The sequence below is a fragment of the Sinorhizobium saheli genome (assembly GCF_001651875.1).
GTDB lineage: Bacteria > Pseudomonadota > Alphaproteobacteria > Rhizobiales > Rhizobiaceae > Sinorhizobium > Sinorhizobium saheli.
The window spans coordinates 258,509-284,195 of the sequence record NZ_LNQB01000102.1; the positions used below are offsets into that span (position 1 = coordinate 258,509).

The window sequence follows — 25,687 nt, forward strand, 5'->3', positions numbered from 1 at the left end:
CTCATGTTTCTCGCTCAAAATCCGGCCTTTTTCAGCCCTTCGCGGTAGAGGTCCTTCTGCCATTGCTCCTTGATCGGAACGACGGCGAGCCATTTGTCGACATTGAAGGCCGGGTTGGCCTTCAAAGCCCGCATCCTGTAAGCGCGCGCCTTCCTGCGATCTCCGAGCATCGCCCAGCTCGCCGCAACGAGCCTGTCGCCGGGCGCCCTGTCTTTCATCCTTTGCACGTAGTCGATGGCGTCTTCATACTGGTTGAGGAAATAGCTCGCACCGGCGGCGATCCACAGATACATGTCGGGCGCCAGCGGATTGAGCGAGAAGGCCTTGCCAAGCTTGTCGAGCGCCTCGGCTGGCCGACCGGCGTGAACGAGCGTATCGGCATGGCTGTTGAGCACATCGGCGTAGTGGGGACTCAATTGTTCGGCGAGGTCCAGCGCAGCGAGGCTTTCGTCGAGATCCCCCTGGTAGCGCTTGACGACGCCGAATTCCCGATGGGCATCCGGGAGTGCCTCGTCGCTTTCGATGGCTCGTTTCGCATGATCCTCAGCCGCAGACAGGAGATCGTTGTCTCCCCGTGCCGTCAGGACCCACTCGGTCGCATAGGTATGCGCCATGCCGCTCAGCGCCGGCGCGAAATCCGGCTTGAGCTTGAGGGCATCCTTGAAATCGCGACGCGCCCTGCGAACGTCGGGCAGGCCGAGGCCCGACAGGCGCCGGAGCCCGCTGAGATAGGCATAATAGGCCTCCGGATGGGCCAGATAGTCGAGATGCTCCGCTTTTCCGATCTCGACCTGCTCGGCCACCGCTCGGGCGACGTTATAGGCGATCTCCCGACGCTGCTGCAGTAGGCCCTGGGGCGAGATCGGGAAGCGCTCCGCCCACACGATTTCGTCCGAGGGCAGGAAGATGAGCTGCGTGAAAAGCCCTTGATCCGACATGCGGCAGTCGAGCGCGTAGGTGACGCCGTGCCTTTCCAGGATGGCGGCCTTGTCCGCCGCTTCGCGGATGCGCTCGGCCGTATACGGAGCCACGACCGACATCGAGCGCAGGGCGCAGAGACCGATGGTGATGTCCTCGATCAACGCCACGCTGACCGCATGGACCATCGGTTCGCTGCCGAAAGCCACCGGTGGCAGCAGCGCGACGCGCGGCATCGGCATCGCGAAAACCGCGTCACCCTCCGCCGCCATCGCCCCGCCAGGAGCGCTTGCTCGCAGCCAGACCTTGGGCGATGGGCCGCTGGCAGGAAGCAACGGCCCGCTGTTGACCCGTGACAGGATTTCGCGGATGGCCGTATCGGCCGGATCGAGTTCGAGGAGGTGCATACAGGCCGCCCGCAGCGTCGACCGGTCGTCGGATCGTTGTTCCGTTTGAATGAGCGCGGCACGCAGCAGGTCGGTAAAGGTGCGTCGTTTCTCGTCGACCCAGGCCGCATATCGACCGGCCGGTAGCTCCACGGACGCCAGGAACGTGTCTCGCCACAGCGAGAGCGCGGTGCTGAACGCCGCCTCGGAGCCTTCGAGGCCCTCGAAAGCCTTGACGTCGCAGGCTATCGCCCCCAGCGCCACCTCGCTTTCCGTTGCCGTGATGAGCGGCCCGGCATCCGTTGCGAGATGCCGCATGCGCCAGAGCGTCGACCGCAGATTGTTGAAGGCAACGCTCTTTTCGCGATCCGGCCAGAGGAGCGTCGCGAGCCTCTCGCGGGAGGCCGCCCTCTGCTCCGATGCGCACAGATAGGCGAGAATCAGCAGGCCCCGCTCCGGACAAGCGACAGCCGCGCCGCCGGCATCGACCAGCCGCAGTTCGCCGAAGGTCTGCAGGCGATAACCGGACCCGTTCACGGACGCCTCAGCCGGCCGGGTCGTTGAAACGACCACCGCCGGCCGACGATGGAAACAGCGACTTCTCGTACACTTCCCTCTCCTGCCCTCTCAGGACGATGTCGAACGACCTTGCATGCCCGATGACAAACCCCCGCATCAACCATGCTCGAAAAGCCCCAGCGAGGCAACTCCCGGTGCAGAACTCCTTGAGGCGTGCCCCGCGAGGTTGACGCGCGGCCCTCCCGCGGGCCGCCCGCCTCGTTGTCCGGATGCCGCTCCTATGCTATATTCGCTGTGTTCGATCGGGAATGCCGGTACCCCTTTAAAGATCGTTCGCCCGGAGCGCGCTTGGCCCAAACAAGCGCGCTTTCGTGTTTTCATGGCCGCGAGCGCCCGGCAGGCCCTTGTGCTCTCGCGCCGTCACTTTCGGCCGAGGCGCCGCAGGCGAAAATCAGTCGCTCAAACGAGATCGAAGCAAAACGGGCGGGCGTGTCCCCACGCCCGCCCGAAGCTGTTTGCAGCGCGGCCGAAGCCGCGCCGTGATCCATTAGATCGCCTGATAGGCCGCGATGACCGCCGCAACCTGGTCGTCGTCCATCGCCTGCACCTGGGTGGTCGTCAGAGCCTGCAGCTGATCGCTGTTCAGGTTCATGATGTCGTCCGTCGACAGGCCCCGCACCGCCTTGGTGCTGATCGCGGCGATGTCGTCCGTCGAGAACGTCGCCAGATCTTCCGTGGCGAGCGCCGAGATGGCGGTCGAGCTCATGGCCGCGACCTGCGTGGAGCTCAATGCTTCGGCCTGAGCGGTGGTCAGGGCCTCGATCTGTGCCGAGGTCAAGCCGGCGATCGCCTTCGTGCCGAGGGCGACGACCTGATCGGTCGTGAGCGCCGCGACGTTGTCGGTGGTCAGAGCCCCGACCTGAACCGCACTCAGGGCTGCGACCTGCGTAGAGGTCAGCGCACCGACCTGGTCGGAGGTCAAGGCCTCGACCTGGCTGAAGCTCAGCGCCGCGATCTGGCCCGTGGTCAAGGCACCGATCTGGTCGCTGGAGAGCGCCGAGACGCTATCCGTGGACAGTCGCGACAGGGACTTCGAGCTGATCGCCGCGATGTCGGCGGTCGAGAACGTTGCCAGGTCGTCCGTCGACAGGGCGGCGATCGCAGTCGTGCCCAGGGCACCGATCTGTGCGGTCGTCAAACCGTCGATCTGATCGGTGGTGAGCGTATCGAACTGTGTGGAGGTCAGGGCCGCCACCGCACTGGTGCTGAGCGCCGCGACCTGATCGGTGGAGAGCCCCGCGATGTTGTCCGTCGTCAGGGCCGCGACCTGCGTCGCACCCAGCGCTCCGACCTGGCTGGAGGTCAGGGCATCGACCTGGGCCGAGGTCAGGACACCGATCTGGCTCGAGGTCAGCGCGGTGACCTGGCTCGTCGTGAGGGCGGCGATCTGGTCGCTGGTGAGCACCGCGACGTTGTCCGTCGTCAGGGCCGCAACCTGCGTTGCGCGCAGTGCACCGACTTGCGAAGACGCCAGCGCCACGACCTGGTCGGAGGTCAGCGCCCCGACCTGACCCGAGGTCAATCCGGCGATCTGGCCCGTCGTCAGGGCGCCGATCTGATCGCTCGTGAGCGCTGCGAGATTGTCGGTGGTGAGGCCTGCCAGCGATTTGGCGCTGATCGCCGCGATATCGGCGGTATCGAACGTTGCCAGGTCTTCCGTGGTCAGGGCCGCAATGGCCGTCGAGCTCAAGGCGCCGATCTGCGCGGTTGTCAACACGCCGACCTGGTCGGAGGTGAGAGCACCGATCTGGCTGGACGTCAGCCCGGCGATCTGCCCCGTCGTGAGCGCGCTGACCTGATCGGTCGTGAGCACCGCGACATTGTCGGTGGTGAGCGCCGCGACTTGCGAAGCGCTCAGTGCGCCGACCTGCGTCGACGTCAATGCGACGGCCTGGTCGGAGGTGAGCACACCGATCTGGCTGGAGGAGAGCGCCGCGACCTGGCCCGTCGTCAGGGCAGCGACCTGGTCGCTTGTCAGAGCCGCGACATTATCGGTGCTGAGGCCCGCCAGGGACTTCGTGCTGATCGCCGCGATATCGGCGGTATCGAACGTTGCCAAATCCTCGGTGGACATGGCGCCGATCGCTGCCGAGCTCAGCGCGCCGATCTGCGCCGTCGTCAGACCGGCCACCTGATCGGAGGTCAGCGCTCCCACCTGGGCGGAAGTCAGTCCCGCAATCTGGCTCGACGTCAGGGCGGCGATATTGTCGGTGCTGAGCGAAGCAACCACATCGGTTGAAAGTCCCGACACGGCCTTGGCGCTGATCGCCGCGATATCGGCGGTCGAGAACGTCGCGACGTCATCCGAAGAGAGGGCTGCGAGGTCGGTCGCGCTGAGCGCTCCGACCTGCGCCGAGCTCAAGGCCTCGACCTGATCGGTGGTCAGGGCGTCGAGCTGGTCGGAGGTAAGGGCCGCCACCGCAGCGGTGGCCAAGGCGACGACCTGGTCGGTCGACAGCGACGCCACGTTGTCGGTGCTGAGGGCCGCGACCTGCTTCGCGCTCAGGACGCCAACCTGGGTGGACGTCAAGGCGTCGAGCTGGTCCGAAGTCAGCGCTCCGACCTGAGTGGAGGTCAGCGCCGCGACCTGGCCGGTCGTCAAGGCGGCGATCAGGTCGCTGGAGAGCGCCGCGACGTTGTCGGTGCTGAGACCCGCCAGAGCCTTCGCGCTGATCGCCGCGACGTCGGTGGTCGAGAACGTCGCCAGATCGTCGGTGGAAAGCGCGGCGATCGCTGTCGCGCCGAGGGCACCGATCTGCGCGGTGGTCAGCCCGTCGATCTGATCGGTGGTCAGAGCATCGATCTGCGTGGAGGTCAGGGCGGCTACCACCTTGGTGCTCAGAGCCGCGACCTGGTCGCTGGAGAGCGAGGCGATGTTGTCGGTGGAGAAGGCCGCAACCTGCGTCGCGCTGAGCGCGCCGACCTGCGCGGAGGTCAGGGCGTCGATCTGGTCGGAGGTCAGGGCGCCGACCTGAGTAGAAGTCAGGGCCGCAACCTGGGCCGTCGTCAGGGCGCCGACCTGGTCGCTCGTCAGCGCCGCGACGTTATCGGTGGTGAGACCCGCCAGGGCTTTCGCGCCGATCGCCGCAATGTCCGTGGTCGAGAAGGTCGCCAGATCCTCGCTGGAGAGGGAGGCGATCGCCGTCGAGCTCAGGGCGCCGATTTGCGTCGAGGTGAAGGCGTCGATCTGGTCGGAGGTCAGGGCACCGATCTGGTCGGAATTCAGGGCGGACACCACCTTGGTGCTCAGGGCCGCTACCTGATCGCTGGAGAGCGTCGCGATGTTGTCGGTGCTGAGCGCCGCGACCTGCGCAGCGCTGAGGACGCCGACCTGGGCGGACGTCAGGGCGTCGAGCTGGTCCGAAGTCAGCGCTCCGACCTGAGTGGACGTCAGCGCCGCGACCTGGCTCGTCTTCAGGGCGCCGATCTGGTCGCTGGAGAGCGCCGCGACGTTATCGGTCGAGAGACCTGCCAGGGACTTCGCGCTGATTGCCTCGATGTCGGCGGTCGAGAACGTCGCCAGGTCGTCGGTGGAGAGCGCGCCGATCGAGGTCGAGCTCAAGGCAGAGATCTGCGCCGAGGTCAGGGCATCGATCTGGTCGGTCGTCAAAGCTTCGAACTGGGCGGAGCTCAAAGCCGCCACCGCCTTGGTGCTGAGGGCAGCAACCTGATCGGTGGAGAGCGTCGCAATTGTGTCGGTCGAGAAGGACCCGACCTGGGTCGCGCTGAGCGCGCCGACCTGCGCGGACGTCAGGACGTCGATCTGGTCGGAGGTCAATGCCCCGACCTGACTGGAGGTCAAGGCCGCAATCTGGCTCGACGTCAGGGCGGCGACGTGGTCGCTGCTGAGCGCCGCAACGGTGTCGGTGGACAGGCCCGACAGCGACTTCGCGCTGATCGCCGCGATGTCGGCGGTCGAGAACGTCATGATGTCGTCCGAAGACAGGACGGCGAGATCGGAAGCGCTGAGCGCGCCGACCTGTCCGGAGGTCAGGGCCTCGACCTGATCCGAGGTCATGGCGTCAAGCTGCGCGGAGGTCAGGGCCGCCACCGCCTTGGAGCTCAGAGAGGCGATCTGGTCGGTCGAGAGCGATACGACATTGTCGGTGCTGAGCGCCGCGACCTGCGTGGCGCTGAGTGCGCCGACCTGCGTGGAGCTCAAGGCATCGATCTGCGCCGAGGTGAGCGCGCCGACCTGGCTGGAGGTCAAGGCCGCGACCTGGCGCGTCGTCAAGGCGCCGACCTGATCGCTGGAGAGTGCCGCGACATTGTCGGTGGACAGCGCCGAAAGCGACTTGGCGCTGATCGCCGCGATATCGGCGCTGTCGAACGCTGCCAGATCGTCCGTGGACAGGGCGGCGATCGCGGTCGAGCTGAGCGCACCGACCTGCGCAGAGGTCAGGGCGGCGAGTTGATCGGAGGTGAGAGCGTCGAACTGCGCGGAGGTCAGGGCCGCCACCGCCTTGGTGTTCAGGGCCGTGATCTGGTCGCTGGAGAGCGCTGCGAGATTGTCGGTGGTCAGGGCCGCAACCTGCGTGGCGCGGAGAGCGCCGATCTGCGAAGAGGTCAGCGCCACCGCCTGATCGGAGGTGAGCGCCCCGACCTGGCTGGAGGTCAGGCCGCTGATCTGGCTCGTCGTCAGCACGGCGATCTTGTCGGTGCTGAGCGCGGCAATCACATCGGTGGAGAGGCCGGCCACGGCCTTTGCGGCGATCGCCGCGACCTCGGCGGTCGAGAAGGTGGCGATGTCGTCGGAGGAAAGGGCAGCGAGGTCGGTGGCGCTGAGGCCGGCGATCTGTGCGGAGCTCAAGGCCTCGACCTGAGCCGAGCTCAGGGCATCGAGCTGGGTGGAGGTCAGGGCCGCCACCGCCTTGGAGCTCAGGGCCGCGACCTGGTCGGTCGAGAGCGCCGCGACATTATCGGTGGTCAGCGCCGCGATTTGCCGTGCGCTCAGAACCGCAACCTGGTCAGACGTCAATGCAACGGCCTGGTCGGAGGTGAGCGCCCCGATCTGGCTGGAGGTCAGCGCCGCAACCTGAGCCGTCGTCAAGGCGGCGACGTGGTCGCTGGAGAGCGCCGCGATATTGTCGGTGGAAAGCCCCGCAAGGGCCCGGGCGCTGATCGCCGCAATCTCGGTGGTGGAGAAGGTCGCCAGATCGTCGGTGGACATGGCAGCGACCGCCGCCGAGCTCAGGGCCGCGATTTGCGCGGTGGTGAAGCCGTCGATCTGATCGGTGGAGAGCGCGCCAACCTGGCTGGAGGTGAGCGCCGCGACCTGGGAGGTGGCGAGGCTTCCGACCTGCGTGGTGTCGAGCGCGGCGAGCTGGTCGAGCGTCAGTCCCTTGATCGCGGTAGCCGACATCGCGGTCAGCTGTGCCGTCGTAAGGATGGCGATGTCGTCGGTCTCGAGAGCGGCGATCTGGGCCGAGGAGAGCGCCTTCACCTGCGCCGTGCTGAGGGCCGCCACGTCTTCCGTGGTCAGTGAAGTGATCGCTGCGGTCGAAAGAGAGCGGATCTGGTTGACGGACAGAGAAGAGACGATCGAGGTCATGAGCGCGCGCCTATTGGTTAGCCGATTGCAAATATTCATCTCGCCTGCCACCCGGCGCGCGAAACGGCTTGCAAAGCCTCATTCACAGCAGCCTGCTGGCAACGCCGCTGCCGGATGTCACAACCGACATCGAACAGACGAGCGTCCGGAGGGACGAACATAGATTGACATGGAACATGGCTCGCACGAGCCGGCGGGCTGGAAGGGCATCATGCAACCAGGGTGTGCAACGACCCTGACCCCCCGCTTCTGACACGAACGTCTTGCTTGCTTGCAGCAAGACCGTTGCACCGAGATCCGTCCTTGAACACCCCACGGGATTCGTCCAAGGGCAGGAATCTCACCGAAGTGTTTATTCCGGAGTTCCTAATATCGGGTTAACAGCTCGCTAAGCCTGTTCCCTTGCCGGACACAATTTCAATTTTTCCGAGCGTCACGCCCGGGTGATGCTCGCGCCGCCAACCAGCAGGCACGTGCCGCTCCAGGCGCGTCTGACGGGACGCGCGGCGCTGTGGGCCCACAAGTCCAACGCAAGCTAGCGCCGCTAGAGAGGAAACGACGTTCCGGCGTCGGGTTTCAACTCCGCCTTTCGGCCGCTTGCTTGTGGGATTTCCATGCTCAACATCAACGCCCCTGCCCCAGACCGCGTTTCGCCGCTCCCCGGCCTCGTGGAGCGAGCACGCAACAGGCAGCTGTCGCTCATCGATCTGTTTCAGGTCACGGAGGCATTGAACGCCTCCGGGCAACGGGCGCAGGCAGGCGAGGTCTTCAAGAACTGGATCGCCTTCAACGATACGAATCCGCTCCTCCATCTTGCCTACTTCAACTATTCGGTCACGCTCGCGCAGACGGGTGATCTCGCCGGTGCGGTGGAGGCGCTCCGCGCCTGCCTGAAGGTCAATCCGCGGTTCGGGCCGGGCTACATCAATCTCGGCCGGGCGCTCGAGGATTGCGGCCAGGCCCGCCAGGCGGTCGAGCAATGGCGGGCATATGTCGAGGCCACCGCCGAGATCACGCCGGAACGCCTCGGCCATCGCCTGATGTCCCTGCAGCACATCGGCCGGGTGATGGAAGGTGCGGGTCTTCTGGACGATGCCGAAGCGGCCCTGTGGCAGGCGATCGAATTGCAGCCGGAAAAGACCGAGGCCGGCCAGCACTGGACGGCATTGCGTCAGCGCCAATGCAAGTGGCCGATCCTGGTGGCGTCGGAGCATGTCTCGATCCGCCAGTTGCTGGATGCAATGTCGCCCCTGGCGCTCGGCTGCTACACCGACGACCCGATGTTCCAGCTCGCCAAGGCTTATCGCTACAGCAAGGCCCTGGTCGGACGGCCCGATCTCGGCGGCTTTCCGCGCAAGCCGGCGCGGCGGAAATCGGGAACCGGAGAGCGCTTGCGCGTCGGCTATGTCTCCTCGGATCTGCGCGAGCACGCGGTCGGTTTCGCACTCTGCGAAGTCATGGAACTGCACGACAAGGGCAGCGTCGAGATCTTCGCCTATTATTCCGGCGAGATGCGGCCCAATGACACGACGCAGGGCCGCATCCGGGCGGCCGTCGATTGCTGGCGCGATATCACTGCGCTCAGCGATATCGATGCGGCGAAGCAGATCGCCGCCGATGACGTCGACATTCTCGTCGACGTCAACGGCTATACCAAACATGCCCGGACGAAGATCTTTGCCTATCGGCCGGCGCCGGTCATCGTCAATTTCTGCGGCTATCCCGGCTCCATGGGCAGCCCGTTCCATCAGTACATGATCGCGGACGCGCACATCGTTCCGCCCGAAAACGAGATTTACTATTCCGAAAAGGTCCTGCGGATCGCCTGCAACCAGCCCCTCGACCGCAAGCGGCCGATCGCGGCGCGGCCGAGCCGCGCGGAGGCAGGCCTGCCCGACGACGCCTTCGTCTATGCCTGCTTCAACGGCATGCAGAAGATCACCGCCAGCTGCTTTTCCCGCTGGATGACGATTCTTTCGCAGACGCCCGACAGCGTCCTGTGGCTGCTCGCAGGCGACGAGGACGCCAACCAGCGGCTGCTCAAGGCGGCCGAACAGGCGGGCATCGCGCCCGAGCGCGTCATCTTCGCACGCAAGGCCGCCAATCCGAACCATCTCGCCCGGATCGGCCTTGCCGATCTCTTCCTGGACACGTTCCCCTATGGGGCGCATTCGACCGCCGCCGACGCGATCACGATGGGGCTGCCGATCCTGACGGTGCCGGGAAAGAGCTTCGCCTCGCGCTTCTGCGGCAGCATCATCGCGGCCGCGGGCGTGCCGGAACTCGCATGCGCTTCGCCGGAGGAATATGTCGCCCGCGCCGTCGCCTTCGCGCGCGACCGCGAGAGCCTGGCCGCCATCCGGGACTCGCTCCAGCGGCAGCGTGAAACGAGCGTGCTGCGCGACATTCCGGCGCTGGCCCGGCGCCTGGAAGAACTGTTCTGGCAGATGCAGGGCGAATGCGAGCGGGGCGAAACACCGGTTCCGGACCTGCGGAACCTCGACGTCTACTACGAGGTCGGGGCCGAGATCGTCATGGAGAACGTCGAGTTCGAGGACGACCGCGCCTATCGGCAGCGATATGCCGAAAAGCTCGCGAGGTGGAACGACTATGCGCCGATCGCGCGCGATCGCCGCCTTTGGACGGAATGAGGGTATCGACGAGCGATTGGAAGCGGCGGGGGGAAGCATGGCGCCTGTAATACTTGTCACATTTGCCGGCAGGCAGAAGAGAATGGAGATCCTGACGGAATATGTCCGCAGGGCCATGGACCTCGGGATCATCGACGAATGGCATCTGTGGGACTTCACGCGCTCGCCTGAAGATCATGACTGGGTCACGCGCGAATTCGGCCCGGTCCGCTACATGGGGTCGAAGGCGCCCTACCAGTTGAAGGGAACGGTAACGCCCTTTTCCTCGTTCCGGACCGACGCGGCCATATCGAACGACCTGCACATTGCCGTCCTGCCGAACGACGACCCGGCGCATTATTTCGAGATCGTCGTCGGCGGCTGGAACAACAAGCATTCCGTGGTGCGCAAGCTGCCCCGCAGCGACCTCGAGAGTTTCGAGCGCGCCGACACCACGCCGATCTGGAGCCGCTCCACGCCCGGCGCGCTTTCGCCGGGGGTGCCGAATGAGGTCGTTCTCAACCTCGATGCCGAAGGCGTCCCCGCGCTCTCCGTCAATGGCGTGGCGATCGGCCGCTGGCCGGAGCTCGACTGGCGGTCCGAGGCGTCGGTGATGGTCCGCGGCGGCTGGGGCGCGGACCTCGAGTTCAGCGACGTGACCGCGCGGACAAGGCGCTATGTCGGCAATCCGAACGAGACGCTGCCCTACTGGCAGGCCTATGACTACTACGCGAAGCGGCTGCGGGACTTCTCGAACGCGGTGTTTCTGAAGTGCGACGATGACATCGTCTATCTGGACGTCGAAAAGCTCGACGACTTCATCGAGTTCAGGAGGACGAACCCGCACTATTTCGTCATCTCCGCCAATGTCGTGAACAATGGCGTCTGCGCCTATCTGCAACAGGCCGCGGGCTCCATTCCCGATGCTGTCGGCCATTTCGAGCACCCGCCCGGCGGCTTCGGCGGAAGCCTGTGGCAAAGCGCCGAGCGCGCCGACAGGCTTCACGACTTCTTCCTGCAGGCGGACGACAAGCATCTGCCCCTGCCGACCGCGGTGGTCGAGTGGAGAGAACGGCAATCGATCAACTTCATTGCATGGCTCGGCAAGGACCTTGTGCACATGGCTCTGCCGAAGGGCGACGACGAGCATGCCCTGACCGTCGACCTGCCGACATTCCTCGGCCGGCCCACCGCGATCTATTCGGATTTCACCGTGAGCCACCTCAGTTTCGGGCCTCAGGAACGCGGACTGGATGTCGATCGTCTGATCCATGCCTATGACGCGCTCATGCGCGACAGGCTTCATCACAAGGATGAGCCCGCCTATCCCAGGCTGGAAAGAATGGCCGCCTCGGGCCGATGACCTTCAGAACACGAGACAGGACAGGTTTCGAATGCGCGTGAACGAGAAAATTGCAATCGTCGGAGCTGGACTTTCCGGTGCGGTGATCGGCCGGGAACTCGCAGAGGCCGGCCACGAAATCGAGATCTTCGACGCCCGCGACCATATCGCCGGCAACTGCCACACGGAGCGCGACGAAGAAACCGGAGTGATGCTCCATGTCTACGGGCCGCACATCTTCCATACGGACAACGCCGAGGTCTGGGACTATGTGAACCGCTTCCAGACCTTCATGCCCTATAAGAACCGGGTCAAGACGACCAGCAACGGCCAGGTTTATTCCCTGCCGATCAATCTCCATACGATCAATCAGTTCTACAGCAGGAATTTCAGGCCCGACGAGGCGCGCACATTCATCGAAGAGCAGGCCGACAAGACCATAGCCGAGCCGAAAACCTTTGAAGAACAGGCCCTGCGCTTCGTCGGCAAGGATCTCTACGAGGCCTTTTTCAAGGGATATACCGAAAAGCAATGGGGCTGCTCGCCGACCGACCTGCCGGCCTCCATCTTGAAGCGGCTGCCGGTGCGTTTCAACTACGACGACAACTACTTCTTCCACAAATACCAGGGCATGCCCGAAAACGGCTATACCGACATGATCGGGCGCATACTCGATCATCCCAACATCGCCGTGAATCTCGGAACGCATTTCCAGCGCACCGAGGCTACGGGCTTCAGGCACGTCTTTTATTCCGGTCCGCTCGACGGCTATTTCGACTACGAATTCGGCCGGCTCGGCTACCGCACCCTCGATTTCGAACGCTTCACCTATGAAGGCGATTACCAGGGCTGCGCCGTCATGAACTACGGAGAAGTCTCGGTGCCCTATACGCGGATCACCGAGCACAAGCATTTCTCCCCGTGGGAAGACCATGCGGGCTCCGTTTGCTACCGCGAGTTCTCCCGCGCCTGCGGCCCCGAAGATATTCCCTATTACCCGATCCGTCTGGTCAAGGAGAAAGAACAGCTCGCCGACTATGTGGCGCGCGCCGTACAGGAAACCGCCGTCACCTTCGTCGGACGCCTCGGCACCTACCGCTATCTCGACATGGACGTGACGATCCGCGAGGCCCTCGACACGGCGCGGCTCTATCTCTCGAAGAAGGATGCCGGCGCTTCCATGCCTGCGTTCTTGCATTCGCCGATGTGACATGCCGGTCGGGGCGGCCCCGCGGTGCTTGGAGCATTTTGCAGTCAGGTGGAATCACCTGACGTTGCACAAATGCGGCAAAACAAACAAATAGGGCGGGTGGCCCGAACGCATGTGAGCGCATCCCGCACTGGCATGAACGCAGTCCGGCCAGCCGCTGATCTGCGCATATAGATTGCGTTAACCATGCTCGTTTACGTTCCTCGCGGGTTTGCAATAAGGAATGGGGCAATGATCCGGGCGGGCAGTCTTCTCGTTTTTCTTCTTTCAGGTGCGCGGCTGGCGGCGGCGGCCGATATGGACCGGCCGCTGGTCGGCCCCGCGGACGCCTATGAGGTGCCGGTCGAACAGGCTTCCGGCGGCGTCGCCGGTTATATCGAAGGCGCCTATGGCGCCGCCGTCGATTCACCCGGTGATATCGATACGGATAGCTGGGAACTGCGCGGTGCAGTGAACGTCGACGCCGGCTCCGGCATGAACCTGCAGGTCGATCTCGGCTACACCCGCGCTTCGTACGAGGATATCGACACGAACAGCTATGACGGCGCGCTTCACGGCTATTATCGCGACGACACCTATGCCGCCGGCCTCTTCCTGCAGGCGGCACGCCTCGATCCGGGCCTGGACACCCATGTCAACGATTACGTCGGCGGCGTCGAAGGCGCCTATTTCCTCGACACATGGACCCTGCACGGGGCGCTCGGCTTCGGCCAGGCGCGGGTGGAAACGCTCGGCGCCGACCACTACATGGGCGCGCTCGGCGCACGCGTATACGCGACCGACAACATCCGCTTCGACCTCGACGGCTCCCTCAACCGCATCTCCGAAAGCGGCATCGATTACGATCAGCGCGCCCTGAAGCTGACGGCCAATTACCGTCCCGAAGCCTTCCCCGTGACGCTCTTCGCCGGCTATAAATTTGTGAACGAAGAGCTCTCCGGCTTCAGCGAATCGCTCTCCGGCAACACGAGCACGATCTTCGGCGGCATGCGCTTCTCCTACGGCTCGGCAACCCTGCGGGAGGAAGAACGCCTCGGCCCCGTCTGGTCCAACAACCGCCTGTCGTTCTGATCCGCCGAACCGACTGCCCGCATTCGGACACCTACATCAATGGCGAGCCGCAAGCGGCTTGCCACACCCGCACTCTCCATCGTCAAGCGCGAAGGCCGCCGGTCATGAGGCGCAGGTTATCGGCCGTCAATCAGCGGTGTTGGCATGCTCAATATTTACAAGGTAAATCAAAAGCTTGGTGGGCCCGGAGGGACTCGAACCCCCAACCAAGCGGTTATGAGCCGCCGGCTCTAACCATTGAGCTACAGGCCCTGCCGCCATCGGCGGTTGCCGCGAACCAATGGCAATTCGCGAACCGGAATTGGCTCTAGCGGAAAACCGCTTCGCCGACAAGCCATTGCCGCAATACCTACACAATCGAGAAGCATGGAATCGATCAAGGAACAACCGGAGAGACACGTCCATGATTGCTACACGTTTTGCCCGCACGCTTCACGTCGCCGCGCTCGCCGCGGCCTTCGCGGGCGCCTTGGCGGCGGCGGCCGCGGCCGACGACAATGGTGCCGGCAAGCGGGACGCCAAGGGGCGGCCGGACGGCATCAGGGGCCGCCAGGCGGTGATCAAGGTCTCCGGCGAAGGGCGCGCGACCACCGTTCCGGACATGGCCATCGTGCAACTGAGCGTCGTCAAGGACGCCAAGACCGCCCGTGAAGCGCTTGACGCCAACAACAAGGCGATGGCGGATGTGCTTGCGGCGCTCAAGGAAGCCGGCATCGCCGAGCGCGACCTGCAGACGAGCGGCTTCTCGATCAACCCGCAATACAACTACCCGCAGCCCAATGACGGCAGCAACCCGCCGCCGCAATTGGTGGGCTACCAGGTCGTCAACGGCGTCAGCGTCCGTGTGCGCGATCTGGCGAAGCTCGGCGAGATCCTCGACAAGTCGGTGAGCCTCGGGGTCAACCAGGGCGGCGGCATCGAGTTCACCAACGACAAGCCGGAGGATGTGATCACCGAGGCCCGCAAGGAGGCCGTCGCCGATGCCATCGCCAAGGCCAGGGTACTCGCCGAAGCGGCCGGCGTTGAGCTCGGGCGACTGATCGAGCTCTCGGAACAGCCGTCCCGGCCGGAACCGCCGGTCCCGATGCGCAGCATGGCCAAGGAATTTGCCGCCGATGCCGTGCCGGTGGCGACCGGCGAGAACGCCTATAACGTCACGGTCAACGTGACTTTTGCGGTCAACCAGTAGAGAGCGGGGTTGGGGGACGTTCGAGCGGCCCCCTGATCCGCCTGCCGGCCCGCACGCGGTCCGCAAGCGGGGCGAAGGGGGACGCGGCGCCGCCGCTTTCCTCGCGCTGCGGCTGCAATCTCGGCGCGTCCATTTCTGTGGGCTCGACGTTGATGGACAGGACGAGCAAACAAAAGGCCCCTTACGCTTCGCGCAAGGGGCCTTTTTCCGTCCGCGGGAGACAGGACGGTACGTCAGGACTTACCAGCGGCCGATGATCGGGCAGCCGCGTACGTTGGCGAAGATGATGGCCTGGCGTTCGCCGCGACGACGGCCCTCGACGACGACGCGACGATGGGAAACGTCGGCGACATGGGCCCGGCGCAGGCCGCGGTCGCGTGCCTTGTCGACGGCGAGCCACGGTGCGCAGCGGCCACGGCGCTCATAGCCGTAGCGCGGGCGATCGCGCCGGTCGTAGCGATCATGGTCACGGTACTGCACACCGCCCGGACCGAATTCGAGGGTGAGCGACTGGGCCGAAACCGTGGGGGCCACGCCAACCAGGCCAGTCAGGCCTACAAAGGCGGCAACGACAGCTTTCGTAAGGAACTTTTTCATGGTGTTTCTCCGGCGTAACAAAGGGTTCATGCAGGGGTTCAACGATTGTCCCGACATTAGGCCGGGTAACCTGAACGCTCCCGGAACCCTCCGTTCATGCGCTGTTCAGATTAGGAGGACGTCCGCGACGACTCGACAGCCGGCGCAGTCCGCACGGCGGCGGCGTGCCGTCGGCAAGCCGCTCACCGCCTCCTCACTCACCGTAAGGGAAACGAAGTGCGCGGCAATTCGTTCCTGCACGAAGCCCTGAGGCCAAGCGCGGCGATCGCGATAAGGCGTTGAACTTCGTGAAGAATGGCGCTTTCGCGGGCGGTTCAGCGCGCCAGTTCGCGCTCGAAGATGCGGATGTTGCGATAGTGGCTGAGGCGGGTGATGACGCCCCCTTCGATCTCGAAGATGAAGACGCTCGGAACGGAGTAGGACTGTCCCGATGCCTCCGGAAAGCCGGCCATCGTCTCGCGATACGTGCCGCGCGCCGTCGTGTCCGCCGCCACGCGCTGCCCGAAGGCATCGTGCATCAGCACGATGTCGCCGAAGCTCTCGTCGAAATGGCGCAGATAGCTCATCACCCAGGCCCTGAGCGGGCCGACGCCAAGGGTGCGCTGGCCGGTGAGCGAATCGAGTTCGACATCCTCATCGACGAGGCGCGACATCGCCTCGAAGTCGCGCTCGTTCAGGGCATCGATGAAGCGGCTGGCAATCGTCTGGGCGTCCGGCATCCTCTCTCCCTCCGCAAACTCCCCTACTCTACCGCAGAAGCGCGAAGAAAAAAGCGGCTGGCCTTGCACCCCCGGCGGGTCAGGCGCCGAGGTGCAGGATGATCTCCCGGCGATGCGGCCGGTCCCGGTGCTCGAAGAGGTAAAGCCCCTGCCAGGTGCCGAGCGCAAGCCGCCCATCCATCACCGGAATGCCGAGCGAGGCCTGGGTCAGCGCCGCCTTGATATGGGCGGGCATGTCGTCCGGGCCTTCGAGCGTGTGAACGACCCAGCGCATCGAGGGATCGGAGCACGGCGGCACGAGGCGATGAAAGAACTGATGGAGGTCGCGCTTCACGTCCGGATCCGCATTTTCCTGGATGATGAGCGACGCGGAGGTATGGCGGACGAAAACCGTGAGCAACCCCTCCGCGACGCCCGATGCCCGCACGAACTCGGCAGCCTCGGCTGTGAACTCGTAGAGGCCCTGCCCCTCGGTGGCGATCGTCACGACGGTCTGCGGCATCGGCATCTTTCCCGTTTGGCTGCTGCGCGGTTGGCTGCAGCGCAGTTCTCACCAATCAAGGCGATATGCAGCAGCCTGTCCAGAGTTCCACGGCCCACGACCGCAGCCTTCGCTGCCTCGCATTTGGGGTACGGTGATCCTCGCCAGCGACCCTCATTCCCGTGCCTGTCACGGGGACCGAGCCAGCCCCAGTCCTTGGGCTGGGAAAAGTTCTTCCGTGCCGCAGACGCGGCACTGGTGGATGTCCGTGCCAAGCGCAGATGAGGGCAAGAAGGCAGCCTCTGCAGGCCAATCCCGTCGCTGTCGCGTACTGTGCCTACAGTTCGAGAAAGGTCTCGAACCCGCCATAGATCAGCCGCTTGCCGTCGAAAACCGTTTTCCACTCGTCGCCCTGGAGCCGCGGGTCCGCCATGACCTTGGCGACGATCTCGTCGCGATCCTCGCGCGACCTGTAGACGACCCATGAAAAGACGACGGTCTCGTCCTCCTTGGCCTGAACCGCCCGCGGAAAGGATGTGAGCTCGCCATAGGGAACGTCGTCTCCGAGGCTTTCGACATAATTGAGCGCGCCGTGTTCCTTCCAGACATCGCCGGCCTTCCGCGCGAGACTCTTATACGCTTCGATATTTGCCTTGGGCACGGCAACGAGAAACCCATCCACATAGGTCATGTCAGTCTCCTCCTTTGAAAGTGGCCAAAGGACGGTCGAAGCGGAAAGGTTCCGACAATCGAATGATATTTTTTTGCGCCGCCGCCGCCCTTATGAGCCGCAGCTGCGCAGTTGGCGCGCATAGCTCCCGGCGATGGCGGACGCCCTTTTGGCGCCGGTCCTCGCCGTCTCGCTCCAGTTGCCCCGCGCATAGCCGCCGTGCCCGTGATAATAGGCGATATAGAGCCGATACGTATCGTTGAGCGCGATGCCGTTCCTGCGGTGGCTCTCGTTGTGATACCAGGCGATGAAGCGGATCGCGTCGGCGAAGTCGGTGCGGCGCGCCATCCATCGGCCGGTTTCGGCCTGATAGCGCGCCCAGGTGCCGTCGAGCGCCTGCGAGTATCCGTAGGCGGTCGACACCCGCGTCCAGGGAATGAAGCCGAAGAGCTTGGTGCGCGGCGGCCTGGCATTGTGGCGGAACCCGGATTCCGTGTAGATTGTGGCCATCAATACCGGAACGGGTACGCCATATTCACGCGCCGCCTGATAGGCGGCCCGGCGCCAATTGGTGAAAAGACCATCTCGCTGCTCGAAAACCGCGCAGGCGTTCCGGGTGTTCCTCGGCACCGTTCCGCAGCCGGCCAGCAACAGGAGGACGACGACAAAAACCCAACGCATCGCGGAACCTCTCGTTTGCGAGAGATTGATAAAGCGTAAATCTTAAGGATCGGTTTTGAGGCGACGTTGAATGTTTGCCAAGATGACGGCCGTTTCCCTCCTGCTTGCCGCTCTCGCCGGCGCTCCTTGCCTTGCGGCGGCAGCACCGAACGAAGGCGGCGGCGATCTCTACACGAGCGATGCCATCGTCACCGGCACGGGCGAGAAAAACCGGCAGATCGGCTTCCGCGAGTGCCTGACGGAGGTTCTGGTGAAAGTGTCCGGCGCCGAACCTCGCGCCCCTCCTCGACCGCGCCGGCGGCTTCGTAGCCACTTTCTCCTATCGCGACCGGCTGGAAGGCATCCCGATCCACGACGAACAGGGGACGCATGACCGGCCGCATGACCTGACCTGCCGCTTCGAGCCGGCAACCGTCGATCGTTTGCTGCAGGTGCTCGGACGCAAGCCCTGGCTTTCACCCCGCCCCCGATTGGCCTTCGTCCTCGGCGTCCGCGACCGGACCCGTCTTTTCATGTTGACGGCCGACGGGACGGAGAGCCCCTATATGGCGCAATCGCTTCAGGCGGCGACGATACCCCTCGCGCTTGCGGCAAAGCTGCCGCAAAGCGCGACGCTTGCAGAGGAGCGGCTCGACGTCGCGGCCTTGACGGCAGCCGCACCGGCTCGGCTGCAGGCTTTGGCAGGGAGAATGGGGGCCGAGGTGACACTCGCCGGCACCCTCACATGGAGCGACGCCGCGCGCGGCTGGATCGCCGACTGGCGCCTGATCGCCGCCGGAAGCGTCTTCCGCTGGCGGAAAAGCGGGGTCAGCTTCGACGACGCGTTCCGCGACGCCATCCGCGGGGCGGCTCAGATTCTCTCCGGAAACGGCACGCCGCGATGACCCCGTGACCATAATCCGCGCGCGCGGGGAGAAGGTCGCGGCAGCGGGATGAGGGACGACCACGCGCGCTGCCCTTCGAATCCAGATCGATTCAAGGAGACATGCCGCAGTCGTCATCACCTTTCTAGCCAAGCGTTCCGATCAGCTCGCGATAGGCGGCCTCGGGAAAGGCCTTCATCGTGCGTGTCCGCACATTGCCGTAGGTGCCGAGCGTCAGTGCGAACCGGGCGGCCACCGCGTCATCCGGCGCTTCGCAGATTGCGACCATGTCGTATTCGCCCATGGTGAGATAGAAGTCCTTGAAGGAGCCGCCCATTTCCTCAAGCACCTTCCGCGCCGCGTCCAGCCGTTTCGGCGACTCTCGCACCGTCTTGATACCCTGTTCCGTCCAGTTGAGGAGAACGACGTATGTAGTCATCTCACACCTCCCGCAGAGCATCGCGCCCTCGACGGAGAGCGCCCAGTATGCTCCGATTTCAAAAGGGCTGCTTGCATGTCTCCTCAAATCGACCTCGATCCAGGGACAAGGACATGCAGCAAGTCAAAGTGCTGCAGCGACCTTTGCGCATCTGACAGGACGCGGGCGTCGCAGGGCGCTCTCACGCTTCCCTGTACCGACGCTCCAGGGCGCCCGGACGCCTGCCGTGCAACGACTCCTGACTGCAACCCGTGCCGCCTTTCGCGGCAAGCTGCGAAGTATAATCCCGCGGTCTGAACCGAACAACTGCGCCGGCGAACGGGCGGTAGCGCGTACGCAAAAAAGCCGGGCACCAGGCCCGGCTTTGATGACTTTCATCCGTTGAAATCTGCTCAGCTGTCGAGGAACGAGCGCAGCTTGCGCGAGCGGCTCGGGTGCTTGAGCTTCCTGAGCGCCTTCGCCTCGATCTGGCGGATGCGTTCGCGGGTCACCGAGAACTGCTGGCCGACTTCCTCGAGCGTGTGGTCGGTGTTCATGCCGATGCCGAAACGCATGCGCAGCACGCGCTCCTCGCGCGGCGTCAGCGAAGCGAGAACGCGCGTGGTCGTCTCGCGCAGGTTCGCCTGGATGGCGGCGTCGATCGGCAGCAGCGCGTTCTTGTCCTCGATGAAATCGCCGAGATGCGAATCCTCCTCGTCGCCGACGGGCGTTTCGAGCGAGATCGGCTCCTTGGCGATCTTCAGGACCTTGCGCACCTTCTCGAGCGGCATGGCGAGCTTTTCGGCCAGTTCCTCCGGCGTCGGCTCGCGGCCGATCTCGTGCAGCATCTGGCGCGAGGTACGGACGATCTTGTTGATCGTCTCGATCATGTGCACCGGAATGCGGATGGTGCGGGCCTGGTCGGCGATCGAGCGGGTGATCGCCTGCCGGATCCACCAGGTCGCATAGGTCGAGAACTTGTAACCGCGGCGGTACTCGAACTTGTCGACCGCCTTCATGAGGCCGATATTGCCTTCCTGGATGAGATCCAGGAACTGCAGGCCGCGGTTGGTGTACTTCTTGGCGATCGAGATCACGAGACGCAGGTTCGCCTCGACCATCTCCTTCTTGGCGATGCGCGCCTCGCGCTCGCCCTTCTGCACCATCGAGACGATGCGGCGGAACTCGGCGATGGAAATGCCGGTCTCGGTCGCGAGATTCTGGATCTCCTGGCGGATGTCGCGGATCGTCTGGTTCTCGGCCCTCGCAAATTCTTTCCAGCCCTTGCCGGCAAGGTTGCTGATCGACTTCATCCAGTTCGGATCGAGCTCCGCGCCAGAATATTGCTCGAGGAAGGCCTCGCGCTTGACGCCATAGGATTCGGCAAGGCGCAGCAGCCGGCCCTCGTTCTGCATGAGCCGCTTGGAGATGTCGTAAAGCTGCTCGACCAGCGCATCGATGCGGTTCTGGTTGAGCGACAGCGACTTCACCGCCTTGATAAGCTCGTCCTTCAGCTCCTTGTAGCGGCGTTCCTGCGCCGGCGACAGCGTGCCGGTCGCGGCAAGGCGCGCCTCCACCTGCTGATCCTGCAGCTTGCGGAGCTTCTTGTAGGTCTCGGCGATGATGTCGAGCGTTTCCATCACCTGCGGGCGCAGTTCCGCTTCCATCGCGGCGAGCGAGAGGTTCGATTCGTCGTCGTCCTCTTCCTCTTCCTCGACCGGCTGGCCTTCACCGCCGACATTGGTGATGTCGTCGTCATTGGCCGCGACCCGAGACTTGCGGACCTTTTCCTTCTCCTCGGCCGCCTTGCGGTCGGCTTCGATCTTTTCCGGGCTCTGGAACTGCGGCGCGGCCTTGGCCTCGGGGCCGGAATAGGTCGTCTCGAGATCGATGATCTCGCGCAGCAGCGTCTGGCCTTCGTTCAGCTCGTCGCGCCAGATGATCAGCGCCTGGAAGGTGAGCGGGCTTTCGCAGAGACCCGCGATCATCGTTTCGCGGCCGGCCTCGATGCGCTTGGCGATGGCGATTTCGCCCTCGCGGGAGAGAAGCTCCACCGAGCCCATCTCGCGCAGATACATGCGCACCGGATCGTCGGTGCGGTCGGTCGGTTCCTTCTTCTTGCTGGCCGCAAGCGCAGTGCCGCCGACAGTCGCAAGCTCGCCGCCCTCGCCTTCGCCTTCGTCACCGCTGTCCTCGTCTTCGCCTCCGGCCGCTTCCTCCGCGTCCTCGTCCTCGATGACGTTGATGCCCATGTCGGAAAGCATGGCCATCGTGTCTTCGATCTGCTCGGAGGTCACTTCCTCGGACGGCAGGACGGAGTTGAGCTCGTCCATCGTCACGTAGCCGCGCTTCTTGGCGGCCTTGATCATCTTCTTGACAGCATCGTCGGAAAGATCGAGAAGCGGACCGTCCGGAGTGCCTTCGCGTTCAACGTCTGCTTCTTCGTTTTCTTTGACTTTTGTTGCCATTTATCGTCGCTTTCCTTGTCGCAACCGGCCGGGCATCCTGTGCCAATGCCGCTCGGAGGTCCGGGCACGCCGCGTACCCGCCACCGACTTATTACCCCTGACGTAACGGGATGATGTTTAATTCCTGATTAACCACGACAGCGATCGCGGTGAACGGGCAAGCTTCGACAGTCCTGCCACTGAAACGTCCCTGGCATGATTTCCTATCCGCCGTACCATGTCGCCATTTCTGCTTGAAATGGTGATTCCCAGAAATTTTGATCCCGTCAAGCATTTCCGGCGAAAAACCGCGCAAATCGCCAAAAAACCCTAATTGGTGGGATTTGCACGGTTCATCAGCTTTCGCTCAACATGTAGGAGCGGCCCATTAAAAGACAAGAGGCGGGCTTCCTCTTGTCAAGCGTCATCGAGATGGACGCAGGCGATCCTGGGCGCCGAAAAGAGCGGGCAGCCGGCGGATCACGCCGAACGGCCGTCGTATTTCACGATCTTGACGCTTTCCAGGTCGAATTCGGGGAGGCATCTAAGATTGACCGCCGCCATCTTGCCATGCGGCCCGTCGCCTTCGGCAAAGGGCGCGATGCCGCAATTCGCACAGAAATGGTGGTGAATGGCCCGCTTGTTGAAGAGATAGGTCGAGAGCTTCGCTTCCGGCGTCCTCAGCGTCAGCTTCTCGCGCGGAACGAATGCCAGCAGCGAGCCGCGCCGCCGGCACATGGAGCAATTGCAGTCAATCGCTTCCTCGAACGTACCTTCGACCTCGAACGCGATCTGCCCGCAATGGCAGCTTCCCTCATAGCGCATGCATTCCTCCTCGTTCAACGCAGCAATCGCCGCTCGTTCTCTCACATCCAGTCCATCACGACCTTGCCGGAATTGCCGGAGCGCATCGCCTCGAAGCCGTCGCGGAAATCGTCGATGCCGATGCGATGGGTGATGATCGGCGAAAGGTCAAGGCCGCCCTGCACGAAGGCGATCATCTTGTACCATGTCTCGAACATTTCGCGGCCGTAGATGCCCTTCAGGTTGAGCATCTTGAAGATGACCTTGTTCCAGTCGATCTCGAAGCCCGCGGGGGCGATGCCGAGGATCGCGATCTTGCCGCCATTGTTCATCTTGTCGATCATGTCGCGGAAGGCGGGTGCCGCACCCGACATCTCCAGCCCCACGTCGAAGCCTTCGGTCATTCCGATCGAGCGCATCACCTCCGCAAGGTTCTTCTTCGACGCATCGACGACGTAGTCGATGCCGACCCTGCGCGCGAGATCGAGGCGCACGGGATTGATGTCGGTGATCACCACCTTGCGGGCGCCCGAGCGCTTGGCGACCATGGCGCCCATGATGCCGATCGGCCCGGCGCCGGTGACGAGCACATCCTCGCCGACGAGGTCGAAGGACAGCGCCGTGTGCACGGCATTGCCGAAGGGATCGAAGATCGCGGCGATCTCGTCCGGCACGTCATCCGGGATCGACACCACATTATATTCCGGCAGGCAGACGAACTCGGCGAAGGAACCCGGCCGGTTGACGCCGACGCCGAGCGTGTTGCGGCAAAGATGCCCCCGGCCCGCCCGGCAGTTGCGGCACTTGCCGCAGACGATGTGTCCCTCGCCGGAGACCCGCTCGCCGACATGATGTTTGGTGACGGCCGAGCCGACCTCCGCGATCTCGCCCATGAATTCGTGCCCGACCACCATCGGCACGGGAATGGTCTTCTGCGCCCATTGATCCCAGTTCCAGATGTGGACATCGGTGCCGCAGATCGCCGATTTCTTGACGCGGATCAGAACGTCGTTCGGCCCGATCTCCGGCACCGGCACCCGCTCCATCCAAAGCCCGACCTCCGGCCTCGTCTTGACCAGCGCCTTCATCATGTTGGTCATCTCGACTCACTCCTCCGCGTCTCACGCAACTCTGCCCCTCACCCTAGCCCTCTCCCCGCAAGCGGGGAGCGGGGATCCCGCTGCGCTTGGCCGCACCCATATGCTCCAAGGCGCTGTTAGGCCGGCGCTCGGCAACTCGCGCTTTCGGCACCTACGTCCCCTCTCCCCGCGTGCGGGGAGAGGGTTAGGGTGAGGGGCAAACCCACTCAAATCACCCCGAGCGCGCGGCCAACCTCTTCGAACACGGCAATCGCCCGGCGCACGTCCGCTTCGCTGTGCGCCGCCGACATCTGGGTGCGAATGCGCGCCTGTCCTCGCGGAACCACCGGGAAAGAGAAGCCGATCACGTAGACGCCCTTCTCGAGCATGCGCGCCGCCATCTCCTGCGCCAGCGCCGCATCGCCGAGCATCACCGGAATGATCGGGTGCCCCTCGCCGGCCAGCGTGAAGCCGAGCTTTGCCATTTCGGCGCGAAAAAGGCTCGCATTGGCATAAAGGCGGCCGCGAAGCGCATCGCCGTTTTCGATCAGCTCGAAAACCTTGAGCGAGGCGGCCGCAATCACCGGTGCCAGCGTATTCGAGAAGAGATAGGGCCGCGAGCGCTGGCGCAACCAATCGACGACCTCGGCCTTGGCGGAGGTGTAGCCGCCGGAGGCGCCGCCGAGCGCCTTGCCGAGGGTGCCGGTGATGATGTCGACCCGGCCCTCGACGCCGCAATGTTCGGCGGAGCCGCGGCCGTGCTTGCCGACGAAGCCGACCGCATGGCTGTCATCGACCATGACCATGGCACCGTGTTTCTCCGCCAGGTCGCAGACGCCCTCGAGGTTGGCGATGATGCCGTCCATGGAAAAGACGCCGTCGGTGGCGATCAGCTTGAAGCGGCTGCCTTCCGCCTTCTTCAGTTCCTCCTCCAGCGCCGCCATGTCGTTGTTGGCGTAGCGGAAGCGCTTGGCCTTGGAGAGGCGCACGCCGTCGATGATCGAGGCGTGGTTCAGCGCATCGGAGATGATGGCGTCCTCCTCGCCGAGCAGCGTCTCGAACAGGCCGCCATTGGCGTCGAAGCAGGAGGAATAGAGGATCGTGTCCTCCATGCCGAGGAAGGACGAGATTCGCGCCTCGAGCTGCTTGTGCTCCTCCTGCGTACCGCAAATGAAGCGAACCGAAGCCATGCCGTAGCCGTAACGGTCGAGCGCCTTCTTCGCAGCCTCGGCGAGCTCTTCATTGTCGGCGAGGCCAAGATAATTGTTGGCGCAGAAATTCAGGACGCGCTCGCCGGAAGCGACCTCGATTTCACCCGACTGCTTGGAGGTGATGACGCGCTCGGACTTGTAAAGCCCGGCCGTCTTCAGGCCCTCGAGTTCGGAACGCAGGTGGGAGAGGAAGGCTGAGGTCATGGCGGACTGCTTTCAACAGAGGGTTTGTATAGACAAATAGCACGATCACATGCCTTGCACAGCAAATTCTTGCGGCATTGTCGGGGCGAAACGCGCGGGATTCAAGCGTCTTCCGCGCCACCGACGCGGCGCTGCTGGATCCCTGTGACAAGCACAGGGATGAGGGCGGGATGATGGCACTTCGCTTGACCATGACAACTTTCACTTGCGGACATGCTGTCCAACATGCACGCTGCGGCCAATGAAGGTTATGTCTACATTCTGGCTTCCAAGCGAAACGGGACGCTCTACACGGGCGTCACGCGTGATTTGTCGCATCGTCTGTTTGAGCATCAAAACGACCTGACGCCCGGCTTCACGTCGAAGTATGGCGTGAAGACGCTGGTCTGGTTTGAGGAGCATGACCTGCTGACCGCCGCCATCACCCGCGAAAAAAACATTAAGAAATGGCCGCGGAAATGGAAGCTGAACCTGATAGAGCAGATGAACCCGGAGTGGGAAGACATCGCCCACTATCTGCATGGACTGTAAAGTCACTTCGCATGTCGGTCTCCGCTTAGCAGGCTGCTGAAAAAGCCCTCTGGCTTTTGGGTTTTCGCCGTGATTCCCTACGGCTGCAACAGAGGGACTGATTTGC

At 63.9% G+C, this 25,687-nt stretch carries 18 protein-coding genes, 1 tRNA gene and 1 pseudogene; 7 read left to right on the forward strand and 13 right to left on the reverse strand.

Annotated features, from left to right (window positions below; all coding sequences use genetic code 11):
* Nucleotides 1-14 precede the first annotated feature (14 nt).
* Together ATB98_RS27480 and ATB98_RS27485 are read right to left on the reverse strand one after the other, a co-directional pair.
* Nucleotides 15-1,841: an adenylate cyclase gene (locus ATB98_RS27480; protein ID WP_066879800.1), complete on the reverse strand. Its 1,827-nt coding sequence runs from the start codon at nucleotides 1,839-1,841 to the stop codon at nucleotides 15-17.
* A 529-nt stretch (nucleotides 1,842-2,370) separates the two neighbouring features.
* Complete coding sequence (locus ATB98_RS27485; protein WP_066879803.1) at nucleotides 2,371-7,434, reverse strand: beta strand repeat-containing protein; 5,064 nt, start codon at nucleotides 7,432-7,434, stop codon at nucleotides 2,371-2,373.
* A gap of 614 nt (nucleotides 7,435-8,048) precedes the next feature.
* Between ATB98_RS27485 and ATB98_RS27490 the strand changes: the two genes are divergently transcribed.
* The 4 genes from ATB98_RS27490 to ATB98_RS27505 all read left to right on the forward strand — a co-directional run bounded on the left by ATB98_RS27490 (nucleotide 8,049) and on the right by ATB98_RS27505 (nucleotide 13,687).
* Complete coding sequence (locus ATB98_RS27490; protein WP_066879806.1) at nucleotides 8,049-10,085, forward strand: O-linked N-acetylglucosamine transferase, SPINDLY family protein; 2,037 nt, start codon at nucleotides 8,049-8,051, stop codon at nucleotides 10,083-10,085.
* A gap of 37 nt (nucleotides 10,086-10,122) precedes the next feature.
* A complete protein-coding gene (locus ATB98_RS27495) occupies nucleotides 10,123-11,427 on the forward strand; it encodes a DUF6250 domain-containing protein (RefSeq protein WP_066879926.1) in 1,305 nt (434 codons plus the stop codon).
* A gap of 31 nt (nucleotides 11,428-11,458) precedes the next feature.
* Nucleotides 11,459-12,616, forward strand: coding sequence for a UDP-galactopyranose mutase (glf, locus tag ATB98_RS27500; RefSeq protein ID WP_066879810.1), 1,158 nt, complete (start codon nucleotides 11,459-11,461; stop codon nucleotides 12,614-12,616).
* Between the two features lie 231 nt (nucleotides 12,617-12,847).
* A complete protein-coding gene (locus ATB98_RS27505; protein ID WP_066879814.1) occupies nucleotides 12,848-13,687 on the forward strand; it encodes a hypothetical protein in 840 nt (279 codons plus the stop codon).
* Nucleotides 13,688-13,863: 176 nt separating this feature from the next.
* Here the strand turns inward: ATB98_RS27505 and ATB98_RS27510 are convergent.
* A tRNA-Ile gene (locus tag ATB98_RS27510) sits at nucleotides 13,864-13,939 on the reverse strand.
* 151 nt (nucleotides 13,940-14,090) lie between these two features.
* On the opposite strand from ATB98_RS27510, the gene ATB98_RS27515 reads away from it, so the two are divergent.
* On the forward strand, nucleotides 14,091-14,876 hold the full coding sequence (locus ATB98_RS27515) for an SIMPL domain-containing protein (protein WP_066879817.1): 786 nt from the start codon (nucleotides 14,091-14,093) through the stop codon (nucleotides 14,874-14,876).
* Between the two features lie 240 nt (nucleotides 14,877-15,116).
* On the opposite strand, the gene ATB98_RS27520 is transcribed toward ATB98_RS27515, so the two are convergent.
* The 5 genes from ATB98_RS27520 to ATB98_RS27540 all read right to left on the reverse strand — a co-directional run bounded on the left by ATB98_RS27520 (nucleotide 15,117) and on the right by ATB98_RS27540 (nucleotide 18,024).
* Nucleotides 15,117-15,473: a hypothetical protein gene (locus tag ATB98_RS27520; RefSeq protein WP_066879827.1), complete on the reverse strand. Its 357-nt coding sequence runs from the start codon at nucleotides 15,471-15,473 to the stop codon at nucleotides 15,117-15,119.
* Nucleotides 15,474-15,787: 314 nt separating this feature from the next.
* On the reverse strand, nucleotides 15,788-16,192 hold the full coding sequence (locus ATB98_RS27525; protein ID WP_066879830.1) for a ketosteroid isomerase-related protein: 405 nt from the start codon (nucleotides 16,190-16,192) through the stop codon (nucleotides 15,788-15,790).
* A 79-nt stretch (nucleotides 16,193-16,271) separates the two neighbouring features.
* A complete protein-coding gene (locus tag ATB98_RS27530; protein WP_066879928.1) occupies nucleotides 16,272-16,694 on the reverse strand; it encodes a secondary thiamine-phosphate synthase enzyme YjbQ in 423 nt (140 codons plus the stop codon).
* Between the two features lie 316 nt (nucleotides 16,695-17,010).
* Entirely contained in the window at nucleotides 17,011-17,364 is a 354-nt protein-coding gene (locus tag ATB98_RS27535; RefSeq protein WP_066879832.1) for a DUF1428 domain-containing protein, read from the reverse strand.
* A gap of 90 nt (nucleotides 17,365-17,454) precedes the next feature.
* Nucleotides 17,455-18,024: a transglycosylase SLT domain-containing protein gene (locus tag ATB98_RS27540; RefSeq protein WP_066879834.1), complete on the reverse strand. Its 570-nt coding sequence runs from the start codon at nucleotides 18,022-18,024 to the stop codon at nucleotides 17,455-17,457.
* 82 nt (nucleotides 18,025-18,106) lie between these two features.
* Between ATB98_RS27540 and ATB98_RS29610 the strand changes: the two are divergent.
* Nucleotides 18,107-18,908, forward strand: a pseudogene (locus tag ATB98_RS29610) (DUF2066 domain-containing protein).
* A gap of 124 nt (nucleotides 18,909-19,032) precedes the next feature.
* On the opposite strand, the gene ATB98_RS27550 reads toward ATB98_RS29610, so the two are convergent.
* The 5 genes from ATB98_RS27550 to ATB98_RS27570 all read right to left on the reverse strand — a co-directional run bounded on the left by ATB98_RS27550 (nucleotide 19,033) and on the right by ATB98_RS27570 (nucleotide 25,050).
* Nucleotides 19,033-19,326 carry a GYD domain-containing protein gene (locus ATB98_RS27550; RefSeq protein WP_066879840.1) on the reverse strand — a complete coding sequence of 98 codons (294 nt, stop codon included), beginning with the start codon at nucleotides 19,324-19,326 and terminating at the stop codon, nucleotides 19,033-19,035.
* Nucleotides 19,327-19,718: 392 nt separating this feature from the next.
* On the reverse strand, nucleotides 19,719-21,773 hold the full coding sequence (rpoD, locus tag ATB98_RS27555) for an RNA polymerase sigma factor RpoD (RefSeq protein WP_066879842.1): 2,055 nt from the start codon (nucleotides 21,771-21,773) through the stop codon (nucleotides 19,719-19,721).
* A gap of 459 nt (nucleotides 21,774-22,232) precedes the next feature.
* Nucleotides 22,233-22,577, reverse strand: coding sequence for a GFA family protein (locus tag ATB98_RS27560; protein ID WP_066879845.1), 345 nt, complete (start codon nucleotides 22,575-22,577; stop codon nucleotides 22,233-22,235).
* A gap of 41 nt (nucleotides 22,578-22,618) precedes the next feature.
* A complete protein-coding gene (gene tdh / locus ATB98_RS27565) occupies nucleotides 22,619-23,656 on the reverse strand; it encodes an L-threonine 3-dehydrogenase (protein ID WP_066879848.1) in 1,038 nt (345 codons plus the stop codon).
* Between the two features lie 206 nt (nucleotides 23,657-23,862).
* The gene (locus ATB98_RS27570) at nucleotides 23,863-25,050 is read right to left on the reverse strand and encodes a glycine C-acetyltransferase (protein ID WP_066879851.1); all 1,188 of its coding nucleotides are present in this window, start codon (nucleotides 25,048-25,050) and stop codon (nucleotides 23,863-23,865) included.
* Nucleotides 25,051-25,275: 225 nt separating this feature from the next.
* Here ATB98_RS27570 and ATB98_RS27575 point away from each other — a divergent pair, with 225 nt between their 5' ends.
* On the forward strand, nucleotides 25,276-25,581 hold the full coding sequence (locus ATB98_RS27575) for a GIY-YIG nuclease family protein (protein WP_066879930.1): 306 nt from the start codon (nucleotides 25,276-25,278) through the stop codon (nucleotides 25,579-25,581).
* The last annotated feature ends 106 nt before the right edge of the window (nucleotides 25,582-25,687 follow it).